This is a genomic window from Bacillus cereus group sp. BfR-BA-01309 (genome assembly GCF_022664315.1).
Classification (GTDB): Bacteria; Bacillota; Bacilli; order Bacillales; family Bacillaceae_G; genus Bacillus_A; species Bacillus_A mobilis.
Map to the genome: position 1 here is coordinate 29,684 of NZ_JAKUHE010000004.1, position 24,375 is coordinate 54,058.

Below are 24,375 nucleotides of genomic sequence, written 5' to 3' on the forward strand. Positions count from 1 at the left end.
TGCTCTCGCTTTTTTCATATCTTAAAACTCAGAAGAACCTGGAGTTCTTGGGAATGGAATTACGTCACGGATGTTAGCCATGCCAGTGATGTACATTAGGAAGCGCTCGAAACCTAGACCGAATCCAGCGTGTTTTGTGCCGCCGTATTTTCTAAGTTCTAAGTACCACCAGTAGTCCTCTTCGTTCATGCCTAGTTCTTTAATTCTGTCTACTAAAACGTCCATTCTTTCTTCACGTTGACTTCCGCCGATTAATTCGCCGATGCCAGGAACTAGAAGGTCAGTAGCAGCTACTGTTTTTCCATCTTCATTCATACGCATGTAGAACGCTTTAATGTCTTTTGGATAGTCAGTTACGAATACAGGGCGTTTGAAGATTTCTTCTGATAAGTATCTTTCGTGCTCTGTTTGTAAGTCAATACCCCACTCTACTGGATATTTGAAGTCAGCACCTGACTCTTGAAGCACTTTAATTGCTTCTGTATATGTGATACGACCGAAGTCAGAGTTGATTACGTTATTCATGCGCTCTAGAACTGTTTTATCAACGAAGCTGTTGAAGAAGTCCATTTCTTCTGGTGCATGCTCTAGTACGTATTTCATTGCATATTTCAGCATATCTTCTGTAAGATCCATTACATCGCCTAATTCAGCGAATGCAATCTCCGGCTCAACCATCCAGAACTCAGCAGCGTGGCGAGTTGTGTTTGAGTTTTCCGCACGGAATGTAGGTCCGAATGTGTATACGTCACGGAATGCTAATGCATAAGCTTCAGCGTTCAGCTGTCCACTTACTGTTAAGTTTGTTTCTTTGCCGAAGAAGTCTTTTGATTCATCAACTTGTCCGTCTTCACCTTTTGGTACGTTGTTTAAATCTTGCGTTGTTACGCGGAACATTTCGCCTGCACCCTCTGTATCACTACCAGTGATGATTGGTGTGTGAACATGTACGAATCCACGCTCTTGGAAGAACTGGTGAATCGCAAATGCTGCGACAGAGCGTACACGGAACGTTGCAGAGAATGCATTTGTTCTTGGACGTAAGTGAGCGATTGTACGTAAGTATTCAAACGTATGACGTTTCTTTTGAAGTGGGTAATCAGAATCTGATAAGCCCTCGATATCAATTTTTTCTGCTTTAATTTCAAATGGTTGCTTCGCTCCAGGCGTTGCAATTACTGTACCTTCTACTTTAACTGAAGAGCTAAGTGGAAGTTTTGCAATTTCTTTGAAGTTTTCTAACTCTGTATCGAAAACGATTTGAACGCTTTTGAAGAAGCTACCGTCGTTTAATTCGATGAAACCAAATGCTTTTGAATCACGTAAGTTACGAATCCACCCTGATACTTGTACTGTTTGACCTGCGTATTTATCTGTATCTCTATACAGACTTTTTACTAATGTGTTTTCCATAGTGAAATTCTCCTTTGCACATATATTTAAATACAAAAAAACCTTTCATCCATAAAGGGACGAAAGGTTAAACTTCGCGGTACCACCCAATTTGTCATAAAGACCAACTTTAACTCGTATGTAATACATACTTCCCGGTTTGTAACAGGCCGGATTCCCGTCTAAGTCTACTCTTGAATACAAGATTCAATTTCGGTTAGCAACTCCAAGGTGTTCTTCACATATACCGCCTCATCAGGCTCTCACCGTCCCTGACTCGCTTTGGATTATAGTATATACTACTTTTCCTTATCATCGTCTTTCATTTTGTTAAACTAAAATTAATGTACTACATTCGAGAGAAAGATGCAAGATGCCTTAATATTTATCGGCGATTTTTATCATATATCGACAATCATGCCATAAAAAAATTGCCGGAATTAATCCGGCAATTTCTCATTACTTACGTAACTCCGCACCAAATTTCTCTTCTACCGTTGTTAATACACGGTTATGTGCTTCTGTTACTTCTTCGTCTGTTAACGTACGTTCTGCATCGAAGTAAGTCATAGAGAATGCAAGTGATTTCTTGCCTTCTTCCATTTTTTCACCTTCGTATAAGTCGAATAGCGCTACGTCTTTCAGAAGTTCTCCACCAGCTTCAGCAATGACTTGCTTCATTTCACCAGCTTTTGTTTCTTTTGTTACGACAACAGCCATATCACGTGTCATAGATGGGAAACGTGGAATTGCTGCGTAGTAAGTTTCTTCTGCGTCTGCACCGAATACTTTTACAAGAGATAGTTCGAATACGAATGTATTTTTCACATCTAATTGTTTTTCTGCTTCTGGGTGCAATTGACCGATGAAACCAATTACTTCGCCATCTAATACGATGTCAGCTGTACGACCTGGGTGCATACCTTCACGTTTTGCTGGTGCATAAATGATTTGGTTCGCAACGCCAAGTACGTCGAATAATCCTTCTAGTACACCCTTCACAACGAAGAAGTCTACTACTTTCTTCTCACCTTGCCATGCATGGTGAAGAGCAAGGCCTGTCATAACACCTGCAAGATGTTGTTCTTCTTTCGGAAGTTCTCCTGCTTCTGTTGGTAAGAAGATAGAACCTACTTCGTATAAAGCAACGCTATCGTTTTTACGTGCAACATTGTATGAAACTGCTTCTAACAACTGTGGCACTAAGCTTAGACGAAGTTGGCTACGTTCTTCACTCATTGGAAGCGCAAGGTTTACAGGCGCCTTTTCGTTCGGCTCAACCATATATTGTTTCGCTTTGTCAGCGCTTGTTAATGAATACGTGATTGCTTCATATAAACCAGCACCTTCTAAGAAGCGACGTACTTTACGACGTTTCGTTTGTGCTGATGTTAATTTACCACGTGTCATTGTTCCAGAAGGTAATGTAACTGGAATGTGGTCATAACCGTATAGGCGACCCACTTCTTCTACTAAGTCTTCTGAAATTGTAATATCAGGACGACGTGCTGGTACATTCACATGGAATGTTCCTTCTACTTCTGTGAATGGGAACTTCAAGTTTGTGAACATTGTACCCATTTCACTTGCAGAAATATTTGTACCTAATACACGGTTTACTTTTTCAGCAGTAACAGATACTGTACGCTCTTGTACTTGTAAGTTGTCAGCTTCTACTACACCTTCAAGTGCTTCTCCGCCAGCGTATTTCGCCATTAAAGCAGCTGCGTGTTGAATTGCTTCAAATGTACGTGTTGGATCGATTCCTTTTTCAAAACGTGCACTTGATTCACTGCGAAGACCTAAGTCTTTTGATGTACGGCGTACTGTTTGACCTGCAAAGTATGCAGACTCGATTAAAACGTTCACTGTCTCATTTGTAACTTCAGAATCCGCTCCGCCCATTACACCAGCAACAGCTAAAGCTTTTGTTCCGTTTGTAATTACAAGGTGGTGTTCTTGTAATGTACGCTCTTGATCATCTAACGTTTCAATTTTTTCGCCTTCTTTTGCAAGACGAACAACGATTTCTTTTGAACCTAATTTATCGTAATCGAATGCATGTAACGGTTGACCGTATTCCATTAAAATGTAGTTTGTAATATCAACTACGTTGCTAATTGGACGAATGCCAGCTGCCATAAGGCGCGTTTGCATCCACATTGGTGATGGACCAACTTTTACGTTCTTCACCATTTTTGCAATATATAATGGGTTTTCTTCTTTCGCTTCTACACTTACAGAAATGTAATCAGAAGTTTTTTCTGCTGCTTCTTGTAAGCTGATAGCTGGAAGTTTTACTTCACGGCCATAAATAGCAGCGACTTCATATGCAACACCTAACATGTTTAAGCAATCTGCACGGTTTGGTGTTAAACCAAGCTCAAGTACTTCATCATGTAAGTTTAAAATTTCAAGTGCATCTGCACCAACTTCAGCGTCACTTGGGAAGATGAAGATACCATCTGCGTATTCTTTCGCAACTAGTTTCCCATCAATACCAAGCTCTTGAAGAGCACAAACCATACCATGAGAAGCTTCACCACGTAGTTTTGCTTTTTTAATTTTGAAGTTGCCAGGAAGTACAGCACCAACTTTTGCAACTGGTACTTTTAAACCTTTTGCAATGTTAGCAGCTCCACAAATAATTTGAACTGGTTCTTCTTCACCGATATCAATTAAGCATTTGTTTAATTTATCAGCTTCTGGGTGTTTTTCACATTCTAATACGTGACCAACTACAACACCTTTTACACCTTTATTTAATACTTCAACACCTTCTACTTCAATACCACTTTTCGTGATTTTGTCTGCTAGTTCTTGTGCTGTTACATCTTTAATATCTACATACTCTTGTAACCAACGATATGATACGAACATACTTATCCTCTCCTTCCCTTACGCTCGTTTGAATTGTTGTAAGAAACGTACATCATTTGTATAGAAATGACGAATGTCATCTACGCCGTATTTCAACATTGCGATACGCTCTGCGCCCATACCGAATGCGAAACCTTGATATTCTTTTGAATCATAACCAGCCATTTCAAGTACGTTCGGGTGAACCATACCTGCGCCTAGAATTTCGATCCAGCCAGTTCCTTTACAAGTGCCGCAACCTTTGCCGTGACACATCATACAAGAAATATCCATCTCTACAGATGGCTCTGTGAATGGGAAGAAACTTGGACGAAGACGGATTTCACGATCTTCACCGAACATCTTTTTCACGAATACTTGCAGTGTACCTTTTAAGTCACTCATACGAATGTTTTTATCAATTACAAGACCTTCAATTTGCATGAACTGGTGTGAATGCGTCGCATCATCGTCATCGCGGCGATACACTTTACCAGGACAAATAATTTTAATCGGGCCTTTTTCTTTATTATTTTCCATCGTACGTGCTTGCACAGAAGATGTATGTGTACGTAGTAACGTTTCTTCTGTAATGTAGAATGTATCTTGCATATCACGCGCTGGGTGATCTTTCGGTAAGTTTAATGCTTCGAAGTTGTAGTAGTCTTTTTCTACTTCTGTTCCTTCAGCTACTTCATAACCCATACCGATGAATACATCTTCAATTTGTTCAACAACAGCTGTTAACGGATGGTGACAACCTGTTTCAACAGGACGACCTGGTAGTGTAACATCAATTGTTTCAGTAGCTAATTTCGCTTCAATTACTGCTTTTTCTAAGTTACCAATTTTGTCTTCTAGACGCGTTTGAATCGCTTCACGTACTTCATTTACTAATGCTCCCATACGTGGACGCTCTTCTGCTGATAATTTTCCCATGCCGCGTAATACTTCTGTAATTGGACCTTTTTTTCCTAAGTACGCTACGCGTACGTCGTTTAAGCCTTTTAGCTCTTTCGCTTCTTCAATAAGCTCTAACGCTTTTTGCTTTAGCTCTTTTAAACGTGCTTCCATTTGGAACCCTCCTAATTTTAAAAATAAAAAAACCTCGCTCCCAAAAAGGGACGAGGTAAATTCGCGGTACCACCCTAAATTGACAGAACAAGTCTGCCCACTCATTAGTTATAACGATCAATTCTGACCGGAACGCCTTTACATATATATGGTCCTGGCGTCAACTCCAGAGGTGAATTCACTTCCGTCTACCATAAGAATGCTTTCAGTCTAAGGCATTCTCTCCCTATATGGCGATTTTGTAAGTTACTCTTCTCTATCAACGTTTTTCGTTATTTAACTTTTAATATAATATACTTCAACTTATTATAAGAAGTTTTTTATTTGTTCGCAACTGGGCTTTGCAAATAATACGTTAAAATCCCTGCTGCAACCGCAACATTTAATGATTCTGCCCCGCCGTAAATCGGAATATACAAGTTTTGATCCGTTTTCGCAAGAATTTCTTGGCTTACGCCGCTTCCTTCATTTCCTACAATTAATGCAAAACTACCCGCTGGTGTTACTTCAACGTGCGGAACTCCATTTTCAAGAGCTGTTCCATATACAGGAACGTTTTGTTCTTTTAGCTTGTCTACCCATTCTTCTAAGTTCCCTTTTACAACTGGTAAATGGAAAATAGAACCTTGTGTAGAGCGAAGCACTTTACTATTATATGCATCAACGCATCCTTCTCCAAGCACAACGGCATGAATACCAGCTGCATCAGCTGTACGAATAATTGTCCCTAAGTTACCTGGGTCTTGAAGGCCATCTAATAAAAGAAACTTCCCATCAGCAAGAGCTACTTCACTCTCGTGTTTCTCACAAACAGCAAATACACCTTGTGTCGTTTCTGTTTCGCGAAGTATTTTTACGATTGCTTCAGGTACGATATACATTTCCACATCATTAACTGTCCAATCTTTCGGAAGATCTGTCTGATCAGAAACGATAAGTTCTGTTACAACTCCTGCTTTTAAAGCTTCCTCGACTAAGTGGAATCCTTCTACAAAAAATAAACCTTTTTTATCGCGCTCTTTTTTCGTCTGCAGCTTTTTCCACTGCTTCACACGCGGGTTTTGTACTGAATCAATGTTTTTCATAATATGTATTTCCCTCTCTTCTTGTCTTATCATTATAGCCTATTTTCCATACATATTTACATAAAAAAGAACAAAAACTAACGTCAGTTTCAATTCTGAAGAAGAGGTGAAAGCAATGAGTTTTAATTTACGTGGTGCTGTATTAGCAAATGTATCTGGAAATTCACAAGATCAATTACAAGAAACAATTGTCGATGCAATTCAAAGCGGTGAAGAAAAAATGCTTCCAGGTCTTGGTGTTTTATTCGAAGTCATTTGGAAAAACGCTGATGAAAATGAAAAACACGAAATGTTAGGAACACTGGAGCAAGGTTTAAAAAAATAAGTAATAAAAGGTCACCTTAGTTTTTTTCCTAAGGTGACCTTTTATGTCTATAAATTTTTTCTTCTCCTAAACATTTCTACTTTACTAACGCTACCCCGATGGAGTACAATGTTCAAAATACATTTAAACCGATCGATTTTCTTATAGACACCATTAGATAAAAAGGAGTGAATGTTTTATGCAACGTATTACGCTTGAACAAGTTTTTAAACACCACATTACACAAAAATATGTGAACCGTTCCGGAATGGTCCACGCGATTGCTGTCGCTTACCATGCGTTTCACTTAGCAAAAAAGCATCATGCCTCAGTCGATGCTGCAACAAAAGCTGGTTTCCTTCATGATATCGGACATCACACATGGTACAGTGAGGGAGAATGGGACTATGACTTGTATAAAAAGAATGATATACATGCGATTAAAGGAGCAGAAAGAGCTCATAAATTGCTTATTAGATTAGGAGAACATCCGAAACTAGCAAAAGAAATTTCTATCGCGATTCTTCTTCATACAGATTCTTTCTTAGTACAGCAAGAAATTGAAAGAACATCTCTTCAAAACATTATTAAATGGGCAGACGAAGCAGATGAAGAACCGGGCGGAGCGCACCATTATAGAACGATTTCTTACGAAAAAGCATTAAAAGCTATTCAACAGTTAGACCGATTGGTAGAACGTGAATTGCAAATAGATCAATCGAAATCGCATAACAAGGCAGAGCATAGTTATCAATGAGAAAGAGGCATCACTATAGGGTGATACCTCTTTTATTATTTTGCGAAAAATACACCTTTGTATGTAATATTTAAACATTACAACTAAAAGTAAAATACTTTATAATTAAATATACAAATATAAAGAGGTGATTTTACAAATGCAACCCGCTACACAACTTTCTAATGAACAGAAATACTCTATGTCATGGGGACAATTTATTAGCTCGGTTTTATTCGCTTTTTTCGGAACCGGACTTATTACTGTGTTCCTCGCAATGCCCTTAACAATTTACACAGCCGGTCTTACAGATAAAAAACAAATTGCCCTGTATGAATCGATCGTAAATACTGCAAGTATCGTATTACAACTAGCCGTGTTGTTATTCTTCATTTTTAAATTCGAACCCGCAAAAAAATTACTACTAAAATCTTTTAACTTTAAAGCACTTAAAGAATGGCGTACATACGTATACTTACTTCTTTTCTTCGCTATAAACATTATACTCAATTACATCTTGTTAAATTATATGTTCCAAGACGCAACAAAGCAGCAATCTTCCGCACTTAACTTAGATGTTTTTAAGCAGTATCAAATATTATTACTTCTCGGCTTCGCAATACTCACACCAATTTTTGAAGAACTTATTTTCCGTGGCTTTATACTTCGCTTCTTCTCAGAGCGATTTCCATTTTGGATTGCAGCCATCATAACAAGTTTCTTCTTCGGTATCGCTCATACATACTCTCTTGGCGTAATGGTCATTACTTTCTTCATGGGATTATTAATGGCTATTTTATGTAAAAAAACAAAATCCATTATTCCAGCTATGTTATTTCATATTATGAATAATGTGTTGGCGTTCTTGAGTTAAAAAGAGGTATCATCGCGATACCTCTTTTTACTCTTTTATCACAACTTCAAACTCTTCTTCCGTTAACACTTTTCGATAATCCGTTTTCCTTTCTCCTTCTTCACCAGAAGTTAGGACAGGTGTCAGTACAATTTTCGTTACACTGTCTTCTAGTTTTTCAAAACGCCAATAACTATTTTTCGATAATGTAAGACCTGAATGTGGTATTAACTCTTTTCCATCTTGATCTTTCGCGATAAATCTCACCTCTAATTTCGTTCCATTCAACATTTTATAGTTCAACTTCGCAGATATAGGAGAAATTTTTAAATCTTCCACTTCTATTTTTTGACCATTTTCTAATTTAAAATGCTTATGGATTGGGATTGTTTTCGTTTCTGCTTTTATTTTGTCTCCAGACGCTTTGAAGGAAAAGCCCCATTCTCCTTTCCATGTTGAATTGCCCTCTTTTAAAGAAATATCCCTATATACAACTTGTACATCACATTCTCCACGAATTTCTAGAGGATTCATTTCATCATCTTTTAAATCTATATTTGAGAAAAATGTATACGTGTACTCATTTATTTTCTTGTCTCCACCACTACCACTGCCATTTAACTGTTTTCCATTTATATAAATATCAGGACTAGGATAAGAACCCTCTAAATTGATTCGACTAGACTTAAACGTACTATTAACAATAATCTGCCCTTCATCTATCATCACTTCATCTAACCGCACTTCTACACCGTTATCATAAACTGTTTGCCCTATTGTCGTTTTATATTCTTTTAAAGGTTCTCCTCTACTGTTTACGTAGTCTTCCATTTTACTTCCGATTAACGGTATATCCGCAATCATCCTTCTCATATCTACAGTCATCATCATAATAAATAATGCCGCAGCCGATGTTACAATCGCTACATTCCGTTTCGTATGAACTTTGTTCTTGTTTATTTTTTTATGAACTCGCTTTTTTATTTTCTGTTTCTCTATGTGAGTTAAGTTAACCTCTTCATATTCATTCTCATCCATTTTTATATCATTTAACATTTCATATGGATCTTTCATTTTCTTCACCTCTTTTCTTATTTATTTCATCCGGTTATGTAAAAATAATGACCTTAACTTCTTCCGTCCTCTCGATAGACGATTGTATATAAAAGAAGTTTTCACTCCCATTTTCTCTGCAATATTTTCTACACTATCTTCTTCCACGTAATGCTTCATAAAGATTTCTTTATCATTCTTCTTTAAATGATCTAATATATGTTCCATATCATTACTAATTTCATTTTTAATCGTATCGGTATGCATCGCGATTTCACCTATTTGATCTAACCCTTTTTCATTTACTGTTTTCGCATATTTCCTCGCATAATCGATAGATTTGTATTTTGTAATAGCCGCGATCCAATTTTTTAAAGTATTTTTCTCTTCATCATACTTTTCAATATGATTCCAAATCGCTAATAACACATCATCCATACATTCCTCTTGTACATCTTGAAACGAAGCTAAATGCTTCTGAATAATACTTTTTATAAGTCCACCGTACTGGTCGATAATAAAGTATAATGCTTTTTCATTCCTTTTCCTTAGCTGCATTGCAACGTTCTCTTCTGTAATTTTCATATACACCCTCCTCTCTAACGTTCTCTATATCTATTAATTCGTATCATCACTTCTCATTTCTATCAATTTATACATATTTATTAATAATATCCAAAATAAACCTCATGTAGTAAAATATAACTGATTACATAGAAGGAGATTATATATGTTGAGCTTACTTTGGGTTGTTTATATGCCACTTCTTGTTTTATGTGGATTTTTCGGTGGTATTTTCTTAATTATTACTAGCATGAAACATCGTAAATTATTTGTCGGTTTAATGGGGTTACTTAGCTTCTCCTTTGTCACACTACCTTTTGTTTTTTGGGGCATGGGAATGGAGAGCAATACAATCCTCCCTATTTCAACTACTTTATATTGGATTCTGTTTTCTTTAACTGGATTATTGGCAGGATTAAGTGGATTACAAACAAAAATTAAAAGTATACGTAATATGGGATTCATTATTTTTATTGCTGGAGTATTAGGGGTTATCTTCTGGTTACTCATGACTGTAGGTGATTCATACTATATATAATATTTTTTAGAAACGCATAAATCGGAGGTAATACAGAAGTGTTCGGAATATTAACTTGGATGATTTTAGCTCTTACTTTGATGCTATGCGCATTTATCGTTGGCATTTTTTTAATTATCGCTGGTATTAAATGTCGGAAGTCACTTACTATTATAGCTGGTTTAATTAGCATATCGCTTATCGTTGTTCCTATCATTTGTATAGGTTCTGGAATAGATTTAGAGGGGATCGTTCCAATTTCAGGAACTTTATATTGGAGTTTCTTCTCTTTAGCTGGACTATTAGCTATTATAAGCGGAAGACAAATATCAAGCATTCGTGCTATGGGGACAATTTTGTTTATAACAGGGCTGTGCTCCGTAACTGGTTATCATTTTTTATATCTCACTCTTTAAAAAGACAAAAAAGCAGGGAAATTAATTCCCTGCTTTTCTACTTGGTTTATTGCCTGATGGTAAGAAGAACGATAATACCCAAGCAATACCTGCGAGTATCGTTGCAATTAAGAAGGCATCGTTAATACCGTTAATTGCAGATAACTTCGAAATTTGTCCAAATAATAGCTGCGCGCTCATCGCATCTCCTGCTTGAGCCGATCCAGCAATCGCTGCTAAACTTTGGCCCATACCGTGTACTTTATCAACTAAAATTGGATTTGACGTTGTTAACAAGTTGCCGTAATCTGCTACGTGAGCAGTCGTTTGTTGCGTCATAAGTGTAATTAATATCGCCGTTCCAATTGAACCAGCTACTTGTCTTGACGTATTTTGCGTTGCTGTACCGTGAGAAATTAATTTCATCGGCAATGCATTCATACCAGCTGTCATAATTGGCATCATAATGAATGACATACCAATTGAACGTATAATATAATCCGTCATAATAACACTATATGGTGTATCCATCGATAACGTTGTGAATTTATATGTCGCAAACGTTGTAATGGCTAATCCAACAATCGCTAACGGACGAATACCATATTTATCAAATAGTTTACCTGCAATAGGTCCCATGATACCCATAATTAATGATCCTGGTAGTAATAATAAACCTGATTCAATCGGCGTAAAGCCGCGAATGTTTTGCAGATATACTGGAAGTAATAACATACCTCCGAATAATGCCATCGTAACGATTGCGTTAATAACTAAAGTAAAAGTAAATACCGGATATTTAAATACTTGTAAATCAAGCATTTTATTGTCTGTTGTTAACTCTCTCCAAATAAATAACGCTAAACCAATTACACCGATAACAAGTGAAATAACAACTTCGGCACTAGTCCAACTATTATTTCCAGCTTCACTAAATCCATACAGTAAGCTACCTAGTCCAATACTTGAACTAATTACACCAAATACATCTAATTTCGTATTAGACACTGGCTGAGCTAGTGTAAAGAATTTTAAAGATAAGAACGTAATAATTAAACCAATTACAAACATTCCGTAGAACATTAAGTTCCAGCTGTAGTTTTCAATAACCCAGCCCGTTACAGTTGGCCCGATAGCTGGTGCTAAAATCATTGCAACGCCTAGTAATCCCATCGCTGCTCCGCGCTTATTAGGCGGGAATAATGTCATAAAGATATTCATACCAACCGGCATTAAAATACCTGCACCGACCGCTTGAATAATACGGCCTGTCATCATCATTGTGAAGTTTCCTGATGTAGCACAAATGATAGATCCTACCGTGAAGAATAACATGGCCGCTACAAATAATTTACGGTACGTAAATCGTGAAACTAAAAAGGCACTAATCGGTACTAAAATACCATTTACAAGCATAAATCCTGTAATTAACCACTGTGCTGTTGATGTTGACACGTTAAATTCATTCATTAGCGGTGGCAACGCAACGTTAATGATCGTTTGGTTTAAAATAGAAACGAACATACCAAGAATTAACACTGTTACAACTGCTTTTACATTTACATTCTCTATAGGCATAGACGTTTGTTTTTTCGGTACTTCTTTTTCTTGTTTTACTTCTTCTTGCTTGCTTGTTTCTAATTCAACCACATTAGAAATTTCTACTTCTTGCTTTTGTTCTATTTCTTTCTCTTCTGTTTCTACTTTACTTACTTCTATTTTACTTACGGCTGGGACTTGTTCTTCTCCCACGTTCGTTTTTTTCTTTCGTAAAAGACGATTTACAAGGAAGAAGACGATTATACAAAATAGTGCATATCCTACAATTGCAATTGAGGACATCTCATCTCCCCCTTACTTATGAATACGAACTGACACGTTCATTCCAGGAACAATATTTACTGATTTACTATGGTCTAAAGAAATTTTAACTGGTACAACTTGCTTTACTTTTGTATAGTTCGCTGTTGCGTTACTTGATGGTAACATTGAGAATGTATTTGCTGTTGTTAATCCAACTTGTTCTACTTTCCCTGTTAACGTTGTATCTGGGTATGCATCTACATATACATCTACTGTTTGACCTTTTTGAACATCGTCAATCACTGTTTCTTCAATGTTTGCTGTTACCCATAAATTGTTCATATCAAATGCATAAGCAATTGGGCTACCTGCTCCAACGAAAGCATTTGTCGTTGCGTTTGATTGTACAACTGTTGCATTTTGCGGAATTGTTACGTCTACTGTTTGTTCTCCATTTGCTGCCGCTACAGTAACCGCACCTAATTTATCGTTTTCATTGTAGTTCTTACCTACTTCAGCTTTCCAATCCGTTAATTTACCTGCTACTGGTGAAGCAACCGGAATTACCTTTCCATCAATTTTTGCATTGTCTGTTTTTAAGTAATTTTCCGTTTGGTTGTAATAGTAGTAACCGCCAATACCGCCGCCAACTAGTACAATTAATGTGATAATGTTGATAATTACCATTCTTCGAAACTGATTCATTGCATTCCTCTCCTTATATCGCATATAATTTTTTTCTAAACTATTTACGTCCTTATTGTTTAGACTGTTTAATTGTTAATTATATTAACTTTTAAACAAAAAAATCACACCATCTGCGGTGTAAATCGAAATTTATCTACCTGCGAGCGGTGCTGATTTCTGAAGGACTATCGTTTATAATTATAAATAATTATTTCGAATCTACAACCGACAATTTACGTATGAAATGTTGCTTAAACAACAATATAATAACAATATGTTGTTTAAGTATATAAAATTAAACGAGGAGAAGTAAAAATGTCTATTAAAAATACAAATGATCCACGTGTAAAGCGGACGAGACAACTCATACAGGATGCTTTTGTCGCTTTAGTAGGCGAAAAAGGATTTGACGATGTAACTGTTCAACATATCGCAGAACGTGCTCCTGTAAATCGTGCTACGTTTTATAGCCATTACCATGATAAGTATGACCTATTAGACAAAAGCATCGAAGAAATGTTAGAGAAATTAACAGAAGTTATTAAACCAAAAAATAGAAATAAAGAAGAGTTTCAACTTACATTTGATTCACCAAATCCAACCTTTTTAGCTTTGTTTGAACATATTGCAGAAAATGTGAACTTCTATAACGTTATGCTTGGTGATAAAGCCGCTGGAAACTACTCTTATAAAATGATGAAAACAATACAAACTCATTTAACGTTAAGCTTATCGATTTCACAGCCAGATGATAAAGATCTTATGGTTCCTCGTGATATTTTGATTAGCTATGTGACAGGGGCTCATATCGGGATGATTATGTCATGGTTAAAAAGAGGGATGATATATACTCCGCATTTTATGGCCATGCAATTAACTCGTTTAATTATTTTAGGAGCTCATACTGCCGCTGGATTAGAGAGACCTTTTTAAAACATAAAAAAGCGAAGGAGAGACTCCTTCGCTTTTTCTATTAATTAAATGTAATGTTATGTACAGCCTCTTTATCAAGACGTTTAATAACTTCTACAATTAACTTCACTGCATTTTCATAGTCATCACGGTGTAACATTGCCGCATGAGAATGAATGTAGCGCGTTGCAATCGTAATTGCCATAGACGGAATACCATTTACAGCAATGTGAATTGCACCTGCATCCGTTCCACCGCCCGCTACTGAATCATATTGATACGGAATTTCTAATTCGTCAGCAACATCAACTACAAAGTCACGTAAACCAGTATGACCAATAACAGACGCATCATATAAAATAATCTGTGGTCCATCACCCATTTTACTTTGCGCTTCTTTTGCCGTTACACCAGGCGTGTCACCAGCGATACCAACATCTACTGCGAACGCGATATCTGGTTTAATATAGTTTGCAGATGTTTTCGCACCACGAAGACCGACTTCTTCTTGTACAGTCCCTACGCCATATACAACGTTTGGATGCTTTTCATCTTTTAATTGTTTTAATACGTCAATTGCAATTGCACAACCAATTCGGTTATCCCATGCTTTTGCAAGTAACATTTTTTCATTCTTCATCACTTGGAATTCAAAGTAAGGTACAACTTGATCTCCTGGTCGTACGCCCCACTCCATTGCCTCTTCTTGGCTAGAAGCACCAATATCGATGAACATGTCTTTAATATCTACTGGTTTTTTACGCGCTTCTGGAGGTAAGATGTGCGGTGGTTTTGAACCAATTACACCTGTTACATCTCCTTTACGCGTTACAATTGTCACACGCTGTGCAAGCATAACTTGTGACCACCAGCCACCAACTGTTTGGAAACGAAGGAAGCCTTTGTCATCAATTTGCGTAATCATAAAGCCAACTTCATCTAAATGACCTGCAACCATAATTTTCGGGCCGTTTTCTTCCCCTACTTTTTTCGCAACTAAGCTTCCTAAATTATCAGTAGAAAGTTCGTCCGCAAACGGCTCAATATATTTCTTCATTACTTCGCGTGGTTCACGCTCGTTACCCGCAATACCACGTGCATCTGTTAATTCTTTTAGCATTGTCAATGTCGCGTCTAATTTTGTCATTGCCAACACCCTCCTTTTTCTTCAGTCACTTCATTATACAAAAGGAAATTGAAATATTCAAAAATTAAATTAGTATCCTTGTGTTTGACGCTCATGATTTACTTCGTTTTTATCTAAATATGCCTTTTCAATCTCTTCTTGTTCAAACTCTAGCGCTTGTCCAAGTCGAAGGTAGCTTGTAAATAATTCAATATAGTTCGTAATAGATGGTTGATCTGTAAAGCGAATCACCTTCGCATATGTGTCTAAGAAAATTTCTACTTGTGTTTTATTCGTTTGTGCACACTTATAGAATAGGAAGTTTTTATCAATACCTAAATCAATTCCGATTGATAAAATAAAATGCAAACCATCTACGTATTCTTCTAATATTACTTCACGTTCTGACGCTGGTTTGTTGCTCCAATATTTAAAACAACGTGTTTCATTTGCAAGTTCTCCAATTTCCACAAGAAGAGCTAACATTTTTTCTTTTAACAACTTTTTCGGTTGTAAATCATGCTCTTTCACAATACGGTCATCTAATTCTTTTTGTAATTTAAATAGTTGTAGTAAGTCCATTCTATTGTCCTCCTCCAACATCGCATTTTACGCAACAATGTTGTTTCATCTCAAAGTTCATTATTATTTTTCGTTTCTTATTAATAAGTCAGCCATTTATCTCTTTACAAAATAGCTTGTCCTTAATTTACAAATACGTTTCAATCATCACGATTAGATTGTTCACTCCGATTGGTGATAGTTAATCATTATCCGGGGATTGTCCACTGATAAAAAATTTTATTTTATCTGATGAAAGTTCCATATCATCTTTCCATTATAGCAGTGTCGTTTCAGGTAGGAAAGATACTCTTCTTTCCAAAGGGAGATAATTGAAAAAAGCCAGGAGAATTCTCCTGGCTTCATATATATATTCTTCTATATCGCTATAGCTTTTATATTGATTTTGTCATATCGATAACGACATACTTCTCTTTGCATACAAATAAAAAAACCTTAGAAGAAAAATCTTCTAAGGTTTCAACTAATTAATTAGTTAATGTTGTTTTTTGCAACTGTTGCTAATTCAGCGAAAGCTTTTTCGTCATGAACAGCTAAGTCAGCAAGCATCTTGCGGTTAACTTCGATGCCAGCATTTTTAAGACCGTGCATTAAGCGGCTGTAAGAAAGACCATTCATACGAGCTGCTGCGTTGATACGTGTAATCCATAATTTACGGAAGTCACGTTTCTTTTGACGACGGTCACGGAATGCATACATTAGAGATTTCATAACCTGTTGGTTAGCAACCTTGAATAATGTACTCTTAGAACCGTAGTAACCTTTTGCTAATTTTATAACTTTTTTACGACGTTGACGAGTAACTGTACCACCTTTTACTCTTGGCATAATATTACCTCCTAATTGTTCTATATATCAGCCGAACTTATTTTAAGTTGTCAAGCATTTGACGAATGCGTTTGAAGTCACCAGCGCTTACTACACCAGCTTTACGTAGTTTACGTTTAGCTTTTGTAGATTTGTTAGCGAATAAATGGCTTGTGTAAGCGTGAGAACGTTTCAGTTTACCTGATCCAGTCTTTTTGAAACGCTTTGCAGAGCCGCGATGAGTTTTTTGTTTAGGCATAGGTATTTCCTCCTCTATCTATTACTTATCGTTTTTCGGTGCTAAAACTAAGAACATACTACGTCCTTCCATTTTAGGCTTAGATTCAATTGTACTAACTTCAGCACAAGCTTCTGAGAAGCGATCTAAAACACGTTGACCGATTTCTTTATGAGTAATGGCACGTCCTTTAAAGCGAATTGACGCTTTAACCTTGTCGCCTTTCTCTAAAAACTTGATAGCATTACGAAGTTTTGTGTTAAAGTCGTGTTCATCAATTGTTGGACTTAAACGAACTTCTTTCATGCTAATTACTTTTTGATTTTTGCGCTGTTCTTTTTCTTTCTTCTGTTGCTCAAAGCGGAATTTACCGTAGTCCATAATGCGGCATACTGGCGGTTTCGCATTTGGAGCAACTAATACTAAATCAAGATTAAGATTTGCAGCTAAGTCTAAAGCGTCATTACGAGACTTGATTCCAAGTTGATCGCCATTGGCACCAACTAAACGTACTTCACGTGCACGAATTTGCTCGTTAATCATCATATCCTTGCTAATAGTAAGCCACCTCCAAGGTTTTCTCAGAACATATTTTGTAGTCATAGAACCCGACAAAAAAAGTGCGGGCATACGACACCCACACTTGTAAATTCTTAAGTAAGAAATACATTTACCTGTAAACTGCGAATGCGTCCATCAGGTGAGAAGCGGGTGCTTCTACTTGTTCCACAAAACAATATTCTATTATCCTTGATGAGTTTATCATAGGACATGACGTCTGTCAAGAAGACGCGATGTGTTTTACTAACAACAAGAAATATTGTAACAAACAACTAACATACTTGCAATACTTTTTTATGATAAGTATGGTTTGGTTATTTTTTCTAGTTTTTCTTTTTTATAATACATACGAAAGCCGCGGTATACCGCGGCTCTGTCTTATCGTTTTCCTTCTACTTTAATCATATCAACAAAAGCATCTAATGCGATTGTTTCTGATTTTTGTTCACCGTATTTACGTACGTTTACACCGTTTTCAGTTACTTCATTGTCACCTACTACAAGCATGTACGGAATTTTTTGCATTTGTGCTTCACGGATTTTGTAACCGATCTTCTCTTCACGAGTATCTAATTCAACACGGATACCAGCACGACGTAGCTCATCTTGTACTTTCTTCGCATAGTCTAAATGTACTTGCGGAGAAACTGGAATTACTTGCGCTTGAACTGGAGCTAACCAAGTTGGGAATGCACCTTTGTATTCTTCAATTAAGAAGGCTACGAAACGTTCCATAGTTGATACAACACCACGGTGAATTACAACTGGACGATGTTGTTTACCGTCTTCACCAACGTAAGCTAATTCAAAGCGTTCCGGAAGTAAGAAGTCTAATTGTACAGTTGAAAGTGTTTCGTCTTTTCCAAGAGCAGTACGAACTTGAACGTCAAGTTTTGGACCGTAGAATGCCGCTTCACCTTCAGCTTCATAGTAATCAAGACCCATTTCATCCATAGCTTCTTTTAACATACCTTGTGCTTTTTCCCACATCTCATCATCAGCATAGTACTTTTTAGTATCAGCTGGATCACGATAAGATAGGCGGAATGAATAGTTCTCTAAACCGAAATCTTTGTACACTTCTAGAGTTAAGTTTACAACACGTTTTAACTCTTCTTTAATTTGATCTGGGCGAACGAAAATGTGCGCATCGTTTAAAGTCATTCCGCGTACACGTTGTAATCCAGATAGCGCACCTGACATTTCATAGCGGTGCATTGTTCCAAGTTCCGCAATACGGATTGGTAATTCACGGTAGCTGTGAATATCATTTTTATAAACCATCATGTGGTGAGGGCAGTTCATTGGACGAAGAACTAACTCTTCATTATCCATTTCCATTGATGGGAACATACCATCACGGTAGTGATTCCAGTGACCAGAAGTTTCATAAAGCTCTCTGCTTCCTAGTACTGGAGTGTATACGTGATCATAGCCTAAGCTTGCTTCTTTATCAACGATATAACGCTCGATAATGCGGCGGATAGTTGCACCTTTTGGTAACCAAAGTGGTAAACCTTGTCCTACTTTTTGGCTATTAGTAAATAGTTTTAACTCTTTACCTAATTTACGGTGATCGCGCTCTTTCGCTTCTTCAAGCATACGTAAGTGCTCATCTAATTCTGCTTTCTTAACGAATGCAGTACCGTAAATACGTTGTAACATTTTATTATTGCTGTCGCCGCGCCAGTAAGCACCTGCAACGCTTAATAATTTAAATACTTTAATTTTCCCTGTAGATGGAAGGTGAACACCACGGCAAAGGTCGAAGAATTCGCCTTGCTCATAGATTGAAATAACCGCATCTTCTGGAAGATCGTTAATTAAATCTAATTTTAACTCATCGCCGATTTCTTCAAAGCGACGAAGTGCTTCTGCACGTGGTACTTCATGACGAACGATTTCTAAGTTTTCGTTCACGATTTTTTGCATTTCTTTTTCGATTTTCTTGAAGTCTTCAACTGTAATTGCTTCTTCCATATCAATATCGTAGTAGAAGCCATTTTCGATTACTGGACCAATACCAAGCTCAAGCTTAGCATCTTTATATAAACGTTTTAACGCTTGTGCTAAAAGGTGGGCTGTTGAATGGCGTAAAATGTATAAGCCATCTTCAGAATCTAATGTAATAATAGAAACTGCACCATCTTCTTCGATTGGTGTAACAAGATCGATCATCTCATCGTTTAATTTTCCAGCCACAGCTTTTTTCTTTAAGCCTGGGCTAATAGAAGCTGCGATTTCTTCAGTTGTTACGCCTTTTGGAAACTCCTTCACAGCTCCATCAGGGAAAGTAATTTTAACTACATCTGCCATCACTGGTCACTCCTCTTTTTTTCAAAATAAAAAACACTCATCCCGTAAAAAGGGACGAGTGTTGAATTCGTGGTTCCACCCTTGTTCCAATTAACCTTATTGTTAATTGCTCAAGTTCAACATAACGGTGTTGTCCGTTAGCAATTACTAGAAAAACCGTTCACTGCTAAAGTTTAGAGGTGGTAAGTAATAATCCCGTACTAGGAAGCTCACACCCTAAGGCTTCCCTCTCTGAAAATCGTAGAAAACTACTCATGTCCTCATCATGACATTTCAATATATTTCATTTATGTAGGTAATTATATGCTCAAAAACTTAGAAAATCAAGGGCGTTACCTTTATTTTTTAAATTTTTCACATTGCGCTCAAACTCATGTAATCCATGTAATTGGACCCGTTCTTGAAATACATTTCGCAAAGTAATAATCATATTATGGTCTTGTTCTTTCGTATATAAATAAATTTTTTTCGGCGAAATAGAAAGAAGTGGAGCAATTACTTTCGTATCAATATATACATCCTTTTGCTTTAATAATTCCTCATCTATATATTGAACCAATTTCTCCTGTTTTAAACGTCTACCTTTATCATCATAGAAAATAAAACTTTCATCAAAAATAAGATGCACACAGGACAAACGTGATTTTCGGCTACGCACTTGTTGCCTTAGCGTCTCAATAAACATTTGATATTCTTGTTCCAACTTATACTCATCAATCGACACTTCAGCAAGCTTAGATACCATTTCCCTATATGTACGAAGGCGAAAACGAACATATGATGAAAACGAGAACGAAAGCGGATCACAAAGCCAGTTATTTAAAGAGGTTTTAATATATGATTCAAATGTATGACGTGTTAATTCATGAGCAATCCCTTTTCTTCTTCCCTTTAAAATCTCTTGTGCCATATGCAATATTTGATGACACTCTTCCTCTTCTTCATAAAAAAACTTTTCTTTTAAGATTGTATAAATCCACTCATTTTGTTTTACATTCACAATGAAATATACCATAACTGGCAATAAAATCTTTTCAATATAATTCGATTCACATACTGGTATGTGAATCACCACTTTTTGTTCCTGTAAATACACACTCGTTTCCTTATATAACAGTTCAGCTCTTTTCAATAGTTGTCTATATACATGCATAGCATCATTTTTTTCTTCGAAGCAAATTTCAATCACTTTTGTCCCCCCTTTTATCCCTGCTCTAAAGGATTGTATCTATACGTTACAAATCCTATAAGAGTCCGTTCCGCGTGAAGTTCACTCTTAGTAGAATTACATTTCCTATCGTTAGAAAATCCACTCGATATGGCTTGCTAATTTTATATATATTAAGGGAGGGAGAAAAAAATGATACAAGCTACAATGAATTTTCCATAAGAACTTTTCGTTTTACAATTCACCTAGTCTAAAAAGTGTTCAAAACGAAAAAAGAGCAAGCTTTTCAGCTTACTCTTTACTTATGACGTCGGTTTTTCCCGCCAATTGGAATTGGCTTCGCTAAGTATTTAATTCGTTCCATAATACGCGCTGCTTTCATTTGTTCTGCTTCACCACGCTGTGTATACGTTAAATGATGTTCCAATTCCTTGAAATCAAAGTTAGACGTAAAGAACGTCGGTAAGTTTTCTAACATACGGAATTGCAAAATTGCACCAAGTACATCGTCACGCACAAAGCTTGACATCGCTTCTGCTCCGATATCATCTAGCATTAAAACTTGTACGCGTTTCACCGCATCAATCTTTTCCCCAATCGAATTATCTTGAATTGAACTTTTAATTTCACGTAGAAATTCAGGGAAGTATACGAGCATCGAACTTATTTTCTTTTGAGCAAGTTCATTCGCCATTGCTCCTAACAAATACGTTTTCCCTACACCAAATTTACCGTACAAATATAAACCTTGTACTTTTTTACCAGGTTCATATGTACTTAAAAATTCATTAGCTGCACCAATTGCATCAATACGCGCATCTAAATCTGAAGGATCTAAGTTTTCCATCGTTGCCTGCAAAATGTCAGTTGGCATATATACACTTTGAACGAGTTTTTCATATTTCTTTCTCTCGTCATACGCTACTTTTCTAATGCAACGATCGTATTGAATATCAATCATCTTCCCTTGGATAACGAGCTTTGGCTCATATCCTTGCAGCATGTTTTTACACGAACCTAGATCCGGACAATCTGCGCAACCCACACTTTGCCCGATATATTCGTATAACTTCACAAGGCTGCGCTCAATCATAGAAGTTGTTACTTCACCTTGATGTTCGTCTATAAATTCTTTCACACGCGGATGTGCCATTACTTCCGCCTTTAATACTTCATATCTATTTTTAAAATTTTTATTTTCCATTAACTTTGCAAATGAATTTTGAATATGCTCCATTTTCTCACCTCAAAGAGCGTTCATTCTCTTCTATTAATCACGCTTATATTTTTTTAACACTTCTTCTAGTCGTTTTCGTTCATCATCTAACGTACTTGCATCTTTTTTCTTACTTACATCTTTCTTCACTGTTTCTTTCTCTTGTTCTTTCGGCTCTTCTTTCAGCCAATCTGGTACCATTTCTTTTCTTATCGTTTTCTTCGACGTACGGCCTTTTTTCTTCGTCTCAGCCCATTCTTGATATTGACGATTTTCTTCTTTCGCTAACGCCATTGCTTCAGCTACTGTACCGACCTTTTTACGTGCCCAATGCCCAGCAATTTTCTCCACATACGTTTTCGCAAGTTTCATATCTGAGCGTAGCATAACGTAATAAATAAGTACATTCACAACACCTGGCGTTAATTTTTGATTGATCATTACATCTTCAACGATCTGCAAGTCAGCCTTTGTCGCCTCTGCACCACCAGAGATTTCTTTCAATAGTTGTTTTGGTGAGATTTCCTCTAACTGTTTTATTAACATCTCTTCTTGCGTAGAAGGCTCTTTCCCTTCCATCATACGTGCAGCGTGAGGTTGTACTCTTTCACTTAATACAGGTAACGCTTGACCGTTTTCGAACTGATACCAATCACGTGCTCCTTTTCTAAGCCTTTCGATATCAATTGTCTGCATCTCTGTCACCGTACCAAGAACGATATTTTGCATCGATAACACATCTACATCGTACACGTAAGCAAGTGTAATGACACATTCTCGCACTTGATCTGTAATCGCCTTTTTAGGGACAAGAGCGGACAAGCCATCTACAAATAAGGAGAAATCAAAGAAATCATTCCAAACTTTTGGAGCGTCTCCCTTCTCGTTACTTGGCATAGCTGTCGTTTTTGGAATACGAAGATCTTCTTGCGCATGCTCAAGCTGCCCTGGATTAAACGAACCAAACACATCATTGAAAGAACGCGTAACATTTTCATAAGAAGCAAAATCAAATTCTTCTTCTAAGAAATATTGCTTTACTTGATTATATTTTGTCCGACTCAATCGATTGTATAAAAAGATACTTAACACAATATCATCAAAAAACTGTTTCGGAGATAAAGGTGGTTGCAATTCGTATATAAACATTCGAATATCTTTTTCTTTCTTAATATATACCTTCAAAAGTCCAATTGCCTCTAACTTTACTCGTTCCTCGTATATTTCGGGAAGCTGCATTTGCATAGTCACCATAAGGGAATGATGTGTATTCTCTTTTCCAAACACACGATCTTGCTCTAACTCTCCCCATAGCGTCATGTACAAGCTAAAAGCTCTACTACCTACTAACGGCTGATACAACATCGTTAACACTTTTCGGTCGTAATTATGCAGTAACCCTTTCGCACTTACTTTATAACGATCAATTGGCAATAGCTCCATCCATGACTGTTTTTCCATTCTTGCTTTTCCTTTCTCTCATCCAATCTATCCTCTACTTCATTCGTTCTATCTTCATTATATAATTTCTTAGCGAAAAAGAGCTATTAGCTTTCGCTTCTAGCTCTCTTATCTCATTCCTTACGGTATGTAAAGAGAATAAAATACAGCTTCTACTCTCTTTCTTTTTGCAGTATATCTTTTAATTCTTCAATAAATACATTTAAATCTTTGAATTGGCGATATACAGAAGCAAAACGCACGTAAGCAACATCATCAATATCACGCAGTTCTTCCATAACAATTTCACCAATCATATCACTTTTCACTTCTGATATACCTAAATTACGAAGTTCACGTTCCACACTTTGAGTTACTTCTTCTAATTGCCTTAAAGATACTGGTCTTTTTTCGCACGCTTTAATTAAGCCGCGTAAAATCTTTTCTTTATTAAACTCTTCACGTGTTCCTTCTTTTTTTACAACGATAAGAGGTGACTCTTCTACTCTTTCAAATGTCGTAAAGCGACTTAAACAACTTTCACACTCTCTCCTTCTTCGAATAGAGCGCCCCTCGTCTACCGGACGCGAATCTAACACTCTTGTACCATTATGAGAACAGGATGGACAACGCAATATATTCACTCCTTTACACTATACTCTTTATTTTTCCTCTACTTACTTCATC

24 protein-coding genes and 4 other annotated features are annotated in these 24,375 nt (G+C 36.8%); of the genes, 6 read left to right on the forward strand and 18 right to left on the reverse strand.

Going from position 1 to position 24,375, the window contains the following annotated elements:
• Positions 1-21: 21 nt before the first annotated feature.
• The 4 genes from asnS to MR115_RS09220 form a co-directional block, all read right to left on the reverse strand.
• Positions 22-1,413: an asparagine--tRNA ligase gene (gene asnS / locus MR115_RS09205; protein WP_097818338.1), complete on the reverse strand. Its 1,392-nt coding sequence runs from the start codon at positions 1,411-1,413 to the stop codon at positions 22-24.
• 52 nt (positions 1,414-1,465) lie between these two features.
• Positions 1,466-1,717 (reverse strand) — a binding site (T-box leader).
• 134 nt (positions 1,718-1,851) lie between these two features.
• Complete coding sequence (pheT, locus tag MR115_RS09210; protein WP_097818339.1) at positions 1,852-4,272, reverse strand: phenylalanine--tRNA ligase subunit beta; 2,421 nt, start codon at positions 4,270-4,272, stop codon at positions 1,852-1,854.
• Between the two features lie 18 nt (positions 4,273-4,290).
• Positions 4,291-5,325 carry a phenylalanine--tRNA ligase subunit alpha gene (gene pheS, locus MR115_RS09215; protein ID WP_000388220.1) on the reverse strand — a complete coding sequence of 345 codons (1,035 nt, stop codon included), beginning with the start codon at positions 5,323-5,325 and terminating at the stop codon, positions 4,291-4,293.
• A 43-nt stretch (positions 5,326-5,368) separates the two neighbouring features.
• Positions 5,369-5,597, reverse strand: a binding site (T-box leader).
• A gap of 48 nt (positions 5,598-5,645) precedes the next feature.
• Positions 5,646-6,443 (reverse strand): TrmH family RNA methyltransferase, encoded by a 798-nt coding sequence (locus MR115_RS09220; protein WP_061677063.1) that lies wholly within the window; start codon positions 6,441-6,443, stop codon positions 5,646-5,648.
• Positions 6,444-6,525: 82 nt separating this feature from the next.
• Here MR115_RS09220 and sspI point away from each other — a divergent pair, with 82 nt between their 5' ends.
• The 3 genes from sspI (at position 6,526) to MR115_RS09235 (ending at position 8,324) form a co-directional block, all read left to right on the forward strand.
• Complete coding sequence (sspI, locus tag MR115_RS09225; protein WP_000009511.1) at positions 6,526-6,735, forward strand: small acid-soluble spore protein SspI; 210 nt, start codon at positions 6,526-6,528, stop codon at positions 6,733-6,735.
• A gap of 178 nt (positions 6,736-6,913) precedes the next feature.
• A complete protein-coding gene (locus tag MR115_RS09230) occupies positions 6,914-7,471 on the forward strand; it encodes an HD domain-containing protein (RefSeq protein WP_088028334.1) in 558 nt (185 codons plus the stop codon).
• Positions 7,472-7,610: 139 nt separating this feature from the next.
• Positions 7,611-8,324, forward strand: coding sequence for a CPBP family intramembrane glutamic endopeptidase (locus tag MR115_RS09235; RefSeq protein ID WP_097865039.1), 714 nt, complete (start codon positions 7,611-7,613; stop codon positions 8,322-8,324).
• A 27-nt stretch (positions 8,325-8,351) separates the two neighbouring features.
• On the opposite strand, the gene MR115_RS09240 is transcribed toward MR115_RS09235, so the two are convergent.
• Together MR115_RS09240 and MR115_RS09245 are read right to left on the reverse strand one after the other, a co-directional pair.
• Positions 8,352-9,377 (reverse strand): DUF4179 domain-containing protein, encoded by a 1,026-nt coding sequence (locus tag MR115_RS09240; RefSeq protein WP_242240986.1) that lies wholly within the window; start codon positions 9,375-9,377, stop codon positions 8,352-8,354.
• 21 nt (positions 9,378-9,398) lie between these two features.
• Positions 9,399-9,941 (reverse strand): sigma-70 family RNA polymerase sigma factor, encoded by a 543-nt coding sequence (locus tag MR115_RS09245; protein WP_088028340.1) that lies wholly within the window; start codon positions 9,939-9,941, stop codon positions 9,399-9,401.
• 145 nt (positions 9,942-10,086) lie between these two features.
• Here MR115_RS09245 and MR115_RS09250 point away from each other — a divergent pair, with 145 nt between their 5' ends.
• The gene (locus MR115_RS09250) at positions 10,087-10,458 is read left to right on the forward strand and encodes a DNA-binding protein (protein ID WP_097818343.1); all 372 of its coding nucleotides are present in this window, start codon (positions 10,087-10,089) and stop codon (positions 10,456-10,458) included.
• Between the two features lie 38 nt (positions 10,459-10,496).
• Entirely contained in the window at positions 10,497-10,853 is a 357-nt protein-coding gene (locus MR115_RS09255; protein WP_097818344.1) for an ammonia permease, read from the forward strand.
• Between the two features lie 21 nt (positions 10,854-10,874).
• On the opposite strand, the gene MR115_RS09260 is transcribed toward MR115_RS09255, so the two are convergent.
• Together MR115_RS09260 and MR115_RS09265 are read right to left on the reverse strand one after the other, a co-directional pair.
• Positions 10,875-12,674, reverse strand: a complete 1,800-nt coding sequence (locus MR115_RS09260) for a DHA2 family efflux MFS transporter permease subunit (RefSeq protein ID WP_242240988.1) — start codon at positions 12,672-12,674, stop codon at positions 10,875-10,877.
• 12 nt (positions 12,675-12,686) lie between these two features.
• On the reverse strand, positions 12,687-13,340 hold the full coding sequence (locus MR115_RS09265; RefSeq protein ID WP_016080108.1) for an HlyD family secretion protein: 654 nt from the start codon (positions 13,338-13,340) through the stop codon (positions 12,687-12,689).
• A gap of 297 nt (positions 13,341-13,637) precedes the next feature.
• On the opposite strand from MR115_RS09265, the gene MR115_RS09270 reads away from it, so the two are divergent.
• Positions 13,638-14,255, forward strand: a complete 618-nt coding sequence (locus tag MR115_RS09270; protein WP_000023656.1) for a TetR/AcrR family transcriptional regulator — start codon at positions 13,638-13,640, stop codon at positions 14,253-14,255.
• Positions 14,256-14,295: 40 nt separating this feature from the next.
• Here the strand turns inward: MR115_RS09270 and MR115_RS09275 are convergent, their stop codons facing one another.
• The 10 genes from MR115_RS09275 to nrdR all read right to left on the reverse strand — a co-directional run bounded on the left by MR115_RS09275 (position 14,296) and on the right by nrdR (position 24,323).
• A complete protein-coding gene (locus MR115_RS09275) occupies positions 14,296-15,381 on the reverse strand; it encodes a M42 family metallopeptidase (RefSeq protein WP_000163547.1) in 1,086 nt (361 codons plus the stop codon).
• 69 nt (positions 15,382-15,450) lie between these two features.
• The gene (locus MR115_RS09280) at positions 15,451-15,942 is read right to left on the reverse strand and encodes a dUTP diphosphatase (protein WP_000365056.1); all 492 of its coding nucleotides are present in this window, start codon (positions 15,940-15,942) and stop codon (positions 15,451-15,453) included.
• A gap of 471 nt (positions 15,943-16,413) precedes the next feature.
• Positions 16,414-16,770: a 50S ribosomal protein L20 gene (rplT, locus tag MR115_RS09285; RefSeq protein ID WP_001138364.1), complete on the reverse strand. Its 357-nt coding sequence runs from the start codon at positions 16,768-16,770 to the stop codon at positions 16,414-16,416.
• A gap of 37 nt (positions 16,771-16,807) precedes the next feature.
• Positions 16,808-17,008: a 50S ribosomal protein L35 gene (rpmI, locus tag MR115_RS09290; protein ID WP_001125946.1), complete on the reverse strand. Its 201-nt coding sequence runs from the start codon at positions 17,006-17,008 to the stop codon at positions 16,808-16,810.
• A 21-nt stretch (positions 17,009-17,029) separates the two neighbouring features.
• Positions 17,030-17,533 carry a translation initiation factor IF-3 gene (infC, locus tag MR115_RS09295; RefSeq protein WP_000973214.1) on the reverse strand — a complete coding sequence of 168 codons (504 nt, stop codon included), beginning with the start codon at positions 17,531-17,533 and terminating at the stop codon, positions 17,030-17,032.
• 62 nt (positions 17,534-17,595) lie between these two features.
• Positions 17,596-17,716: a sequence feature (ribosomal protein L20 leader region), on the reverse strand.
• 210 nt (positions 17,717-17,926) lie between these two features.
• Positions 17,927-19,864 (reverse strand): threonine--tRNA ligase, encoded by a 1,938-nt coding sequence (thrS, locus tag MR115_RS09300; RefSeq protein WP_000786073.1) that lies wholly within the window; start codon positions 19,862-19,864, stop codon positions 17,927-17,929.
• A 47-nt stretch (positions 19,865-19,911) separates the two neighbouring features.
• Positions 19,912-20,140: a binding site (T-box leader), on the reverse strand.
• Positions 20,141-20,171: 31 nt separating this feature from the next.
• A complete protein-coding gene (gene ytxC / locus MR115_RS09305) occupies positions 20,172-21,053 on the reverse strand; it encodes a putative sporulation protein YtxC (RefSeq protein WP_097865043.1) in 882 nt (293 codons plus the stop codon).
• 277 nt (positions 21,054-21,330) lie between these two features.
• The gene (dnaI, locus tag MR115_RS09310) at positions 21,331-22,269 is read right to left on the reverse strand and encodes a primosomal protein DnaI (RefSeq protein WP_097818347.1); all 939 of its coding nucleotides are present in this window, start codon (positions 22,267-22,269) and stop codon (positions 21,331-21,333) included.
• A 33-nt stretch (positions 22,270-22,302) separates the two neighbouring features.
• Positions 22,303-23,709 (reverse strand): replication initiation and membrane attachment family protein, encoded by a 1,407-nt coding sequence (locus tag MR115_RS09315; RefSeq protein ID WP_097818348.1) that lies wholly within the window; start codon positions 23,707-23,709, stop codon positions 22,303-22,305.
• A gap of 152 nt (positions 23,710-23,861) precedes the next feature.
• Positions 23,862-24,323 carry a transcriptional regulator NrdR gene (gene nrdR, locus MR115_RS09320; protein WP_001203687.1) on the reverse strand — a complete coding sequence of 154 codons (462 nt, stop codon included), beginning with the start codon at positions 24,321-24,323 and terminating at the stop codon, positions 23,862-23,864.
• Between the last annotated feature and the right edge of the window lie 52 nt (positions 24,324-24,375).

What these genes read in the sequence shown, in the direction of transcription:
- MR115_RS09220 (WP_061677063.1), bottom strand. Translation starts at nt 6,443, where the DNA reads ATGATAAGACAAGAAGAGAGGGAAATACATATTATGAAAAACATTGAT.
- MR115_RS09240 (WP_242240986.1), bottom strand. Translation starts at nt 9,377, where the DNA reads ATGAAAGATCCATATGAAATGTTAAATGATATAAAAATGGATGAGAAT.
- MR115_RS09275 (WP_000163547.1), bottom strand. Translation starts at nt 15,381, where the DNA reads ATGACAAAATTAGACGCGACATTGACAATGCTAAAAGAATTAACAGAT.
- MR115_RS09235 (WP_097865039.1), top strand. Translation starts at nt 7,611, where the DNA reads ATGCAACCCGCTACACAACTTTCTAATGAACAGAAATACTCTATGTCA.
- MR115_RS09265 (WP_016080108.1), bottom strand. Translation starts at nt 13,340, where the DNA reads ATGAATCAGTTTCGAAGAATGGTAATTATCAACATTATCACATTAATT.
- sspI (WP_000009511.1), top strand. Translation starts at nt 6,526, where the DNA reads ATGAGTTTTAATTTACGTGGTGCTGTATTAGCAAATGTATCTGGAAAT.
- dnaI (WP_097818347.1), bottom strand. Translation starts at nt 22,269, where the DNA reads ATGGAGCATATTCAAAATTCATTTGCAAAGTTAATGGAAAATAAAAAT.
- MR115_RS09250 (WP_097818343.1), top strand. Translation starts at nt 10,087, where the DNA reads ATGTTGAGCTTACTTTGGGTTGTTTATATGCCACTTCTTGTTTTATGT.
- pheT (WP_097818339.1), bottom strand. Translation starts at nt 4,272, where the DNA reads ATGTTCGTATCATATCGTTGGTTACAAGAGTATGTAGATATTAAAGAT.
- MR115_RS09270 (WP_000023656.1), top strand. Translation starts at nt 13,638, where the DNA reads ATGTCTATTAAAAATACAAATGATCCACGTGTAAAGCGGACGAGACAA.
- infC (WP_000973214.1), bottom strand. Translation starts at nt 17,533, where the DNA reads ATGATGATTAACGAGCAAATTCGTGCACGTGAAGTACGTTTAGTTGGT.
- asnS (WP_097818338.1), bottom strand. Translation starts at nt 1,413, where the DNA reads ATGGAAAACACATTAGTAAAAAGTCTGTATAGAGATACAGATAAATAC.
- MR115_RS09260 (WP_242240988.1), bottom strand. Translation starts at nt 12,674, where the DNA reads ATGTCCTCAATTGCAATTGTAGGATATGCACTATTTTGTATAATCGTC.
- thrS (WP_000786073.1), bottom strand. Translation starts at nt 19,864, where the DNA reads ATGGCAGATGTAGTTAAAATTACTTTCCCTGATGGAGCTGTGAAGGAG.
- MR115_RS09315 (WP_097818348.1), bottom strand. Translation starts at nt 23,709, where the DNA reads ATGGAAAAACAGTCATGGATGGAGCTATTGCCAATTGATCGTTATAAA.
- rplT (WP_001138364.1), bottom strand. Translation starts at nt 16,770, where the DNA reads ATGCCAAGAGTAAAAGGTGGTACAGTTACTCGTCAACGTCGTAAAAAA.
- pheS (WP_000388220.1), bottom strand. Translation starts at nt 5,325, where the DNA reads ATGGAAGCACGTTTAAAAGAGCTAAAGCAAAAAGCGTTAGAGCTTATT.
- MR115_RS09230 (WP_088028334.1), top strand. Translation starts at nt 6,914, where the DNA reads ATGCAACGTATTACGCTTGAACAAGTTTTTAAACACCACATTACACAA.
- MR115_RS09245 (WP_088028340.1), bottom strand. Translation starts at nt 9,941, where the DNA reads ATGAAAATTACAGAAGAGAACGTTGCAATGCAGCTAAGGAAAAGGAAT.
- MR115_RS09280 (WP_000365056.1), bottom strand. Translation starts at nt 15,942, where the DNA reads ATGGACTTACTACAACTATTTAAATTACAAAAAGAATTAGATGACCGT.
- rpmI (WP_001125946.1), bottom strand. Translation starts at nt 17,008, where the DNA reads ATGCCTAAACAAAAAACTCATCGCGGCTCTGCAAAGCGTTTCAAAAAG.